Source organism: Pseudorhodobacter sp. (assembly GCF_030452865.1).
Lineage (GTDB): Bacteria > Pseudomonadota > Alphaproteobacteria > Rhodobacterales > Rhodobacteraceae > Pseudorhodobacter.
Window position 1 is genome coordinate 1 of record NZ_JAKDLJ010000469.1, and the last position, 2,519, is coordinate 2,519.

Annotated in this window: 4 protein-coding genes; all 4 read right to left on the minus strand. The window is 59.9% G+C overall.

Annotation, left to right across the window (positions count from 1 at the left end; translation table 11 throughout):
• Positions 1 to 308 (minus strand): DUF2127 domain-containing protein (locus L0H65_RS18170; protein ID WP_301460619.1); only part of this gene is annotated, 308 nt, incomplete at its 3' end.
• The gene (gene gpt, locus L0H65_RS18175; protein ID WP_301460620.1) at positions 280 to 783 is read right to left on the minus strand and encodes a xanthine phosphoribosyltransferase; all 504 of its coding nucleotides are present in this window, start codon (positions 781 to 783) and stop codon (positions 280 to 282) included. The genes L0H65_RS18170 and gpt, both read right to left, overlap by 29 nt.
• Before the next feature lie 194 nt (positions 784 to 977).
• Positions 978 to 1,583 (minus strand): LysE family translocator, encoded by a 606-nt coding sequence (locus tag L0H65_RS18180; RefSeq protein ID WP_301460621.1) that lies wholly within the window; start codon positions 1,581 to 1,583, stop codon positions 978 to 980.
• On the minus strand, positions 1,580 to 2,410 hold the full coding sequence (gene fabI / locus L0H65_RS18185) for an enoyl-ACP reductase FabI (protein WP_301460622.1): 831 nt from the start codon (positions 2,408 to 2,410) through the stop codon (positions 1,580 to 1,582). The genes L0H65_RS18180 and fabI overlap by 4 nt, the downstream gene beginning before the upstream one ends.
• Positions 2,411 to 2,519 lie beyond the last annotated feature (109 nt).

Below are 2,519 nucleotides of genomic sequence, written 5' to 3' on the forward strand. Positions count from 1 at the left end.
ACCCCATGCAGCACCAGGTAGATGACGTAGAACCACGGGTGACCCAGCGGCACCTCCGGCGCGGAATGTTGCAGCCAGAGCGCCAGGGTCTCATCCGGGTCTTTCACCAGTTCCACCGCCGCCAGCGTGGCGAGATAGGTCTTGATCTGCGCGCCGGGTATCAGCAACAGGCCCAGACCACCCGCAAGCTGCGCTGCACCGATCATGGCCTTGAACAGCAGGCTGAAAAGATAGGACAGATGCGCCCATCTGCTTTCGGTCGGTGTCATCGGGGTGGGTTCAATCCTTGCCGCGGTAGGGCTGGACATATTGCAGGGCCATGTCCCACGGAAAGAAAATCCAGGTGTCCTGACTGACCTCGGTGATGAAGGTTTCGACCATCGGACGGCCGTGCGGCTTGGCGTAGACTGTCGCGAAATGCGCCTTGGGGTAAAGTTTGCGCACCAGTTCAAGCGTTCGTCCGGTGTCAACCAGATCATCGACGATCAGGATGCCTTCGCCGTCCCCCATGATCTCCGCTTGTGGCGATTTGATGATCTTTGCTTCGGCCTGATGCTGATGGTCATAGCTTTTGACCGAGATGGTATCGACGACGCGGATGTCGAGTTCGCGCGCGACGATCATCGCGGGGACCATGCCGCCGCGGGTGATGCCGACCACCGCTTTCCATGCGCCATCGTCGGGGCCTTTGCCATCAAGCCGCCAGGCCAGCGCGCGGGCATCGCGGTGGATCTGATCCCAGGAGATGTGGAAGCCTTTTTCATGTGGCAAACGGTCGGTCATGGCAGTCCTCTTTCGTCAGATTGCGGCGTCATTCCTGCAAGGTGCGCTGACCCTGCCGATGCGCGGCCATTCGGTGGTGCTTTGGCGCTTGATATAACCGAGACGGCGGCGGGCAAAGCAAAACCTGTGGTTTGCGTGAATTTTCCCATGCGCGCCCTGCGGTTTTGCACTGTGATCAGGGCGATGATCCATCGTCAGATCTCGAAAACCAGCAAAGCCGCGAGCGCTGTCAGGGCGACGGCAGCGGCGCGGTCGATCCAGAACTTTGCCGACAGATAGCGTTTGCGCATCACCGCGGTCGACATCGACAGGGTGACGGTGGAGTACCAGAACAGTTCTGTCGCCAGTGCGGTTGCATAGATCGCGGCAATCACCCCCGCGCCATGGGCGTCGGGAAACAGCGTCAGGATCAGCGCGGAATAGAACAGCGCCGGTTTGGGGTTTGACAGGCACAGGATCACGCCGCCGGTAAAGCCATTGCCAAAGCGGCGCGTGGCAGCGGCGGGCAAGGCTGCACTGGCACCATGCCACAAGCCCCAAGCCATATATATCAGGTAGAGCGCACCGCCGAGTTTTGCGGCTTGCAGCAAGGCAGGGTAAAGCTTGAACACCGCCGCCATGCCAAACAGCGCGAACAGGCACCAGAGCGATGCCCCGAAAGCAAGACCAAGGCCGAACGGCCACGCCTTTTCTCGCCCTTGTGACAGCGCCATTTGCGTTGCGGCAATGATCGCGGGACCGGGCGACAGGATCGCCACTGTCAGAACAAGGACCAGAACCAGAAACGGTTCTGCGGTCATTCGGCACCCTTTTGCGCGCGGGCCGTCACCACGTCGATATCGGGCGCATCCACTGCCTTCATGCCGATGGCGTGGTAGCCGGCGTCGACATGCAGGTTTTCGCCGGTGGTGCCGGAGCCGAGATCGGAGAGCAGATAGAGCGCGGCTTTGCCGACTTCCTCCTGCGTGACGTTGCGGCGGAGCGGCGAATTCAGCTCATTCCAGCGCATGATATAGCGGAAATCACCGATGCCACTTGCTGCGAGTGTCTTGATCGGGCCGGCGGAGATTGCGTTGCAGCGGATGCCGTCCTTGCCCAGATCCTCGGCGATATATTTGACCGATGCCTCCAGCGCGGCCTTGCACAGGCCCATGACGTTGTAATGCGGCATCACCTTTTCGGCACCGTAATAGGTCAACGTCAGCAGGCTGCCGCCGGGCTTCATAATGGCCGCTGCCCGCCGACAGACAGCGGTGAAGGAATAGACCGAAATATCCATCGACATCAGAAAATTCTGCCGACCGGTATCGACGTAACGGCCACGCAATTCGTTCTTGTCGGAAAAGCCGATGGCGTGGACCACGAAATCGACGGTTTCCCAGATGTCCTTGATGCGCGCGAACAGCGCGTCAAGCGATCCTTCATCCGAGACATCACATTCGATCAGTTCAGAAGAACCGACGGAGGCGGCCAGCGGTTCGACGCGCTTTTTCAACTGTTCGCCCTGATAGGAAAACGCCAGTTCGGCGCCTTGATCGGCGCAGGCTTTGGCGATGCCCCACGCGATTGACTTGTCGTTTGCGAGGCCCATGATCAGCCCGCGTTTTCCCGCCAGAAGTCCGGCCATGGTCCACCCCCTTTATATGTTTTATGCCCCCGGTTTAGAGGATAGGTTATGCGCGTGTGGCGCTGGGGACGATATGGAGTGTGTTGGTCTCGGTGGTGGCCGGATCATT

What these genes read in the sequence shown, in the direction of transcription:
- fabI (WP_301460622.1), bottom strand. Translation starts at nt 2,410, where the DNA reads ATGGCCGGACTTCTGGCGGGAAAACGCGGGCTGATCATGGGCCTCGCA.
- L0H65_RS18180 (WP_301460621.1), bottom strand. Translation starts at nt 1,583, where the DNA reads ATGACCGCAGAACCGTTTCTGGTTCTGGTCCTTGTTCTGACAGTGGCG.
- gpt (WP_301460620.1), bottom strand. Translation starts at nt 783, where the DNA reads ATGACCGACCGTTTGCCACATGAAAAAGGCTTCCACATCTCCTGGGAT.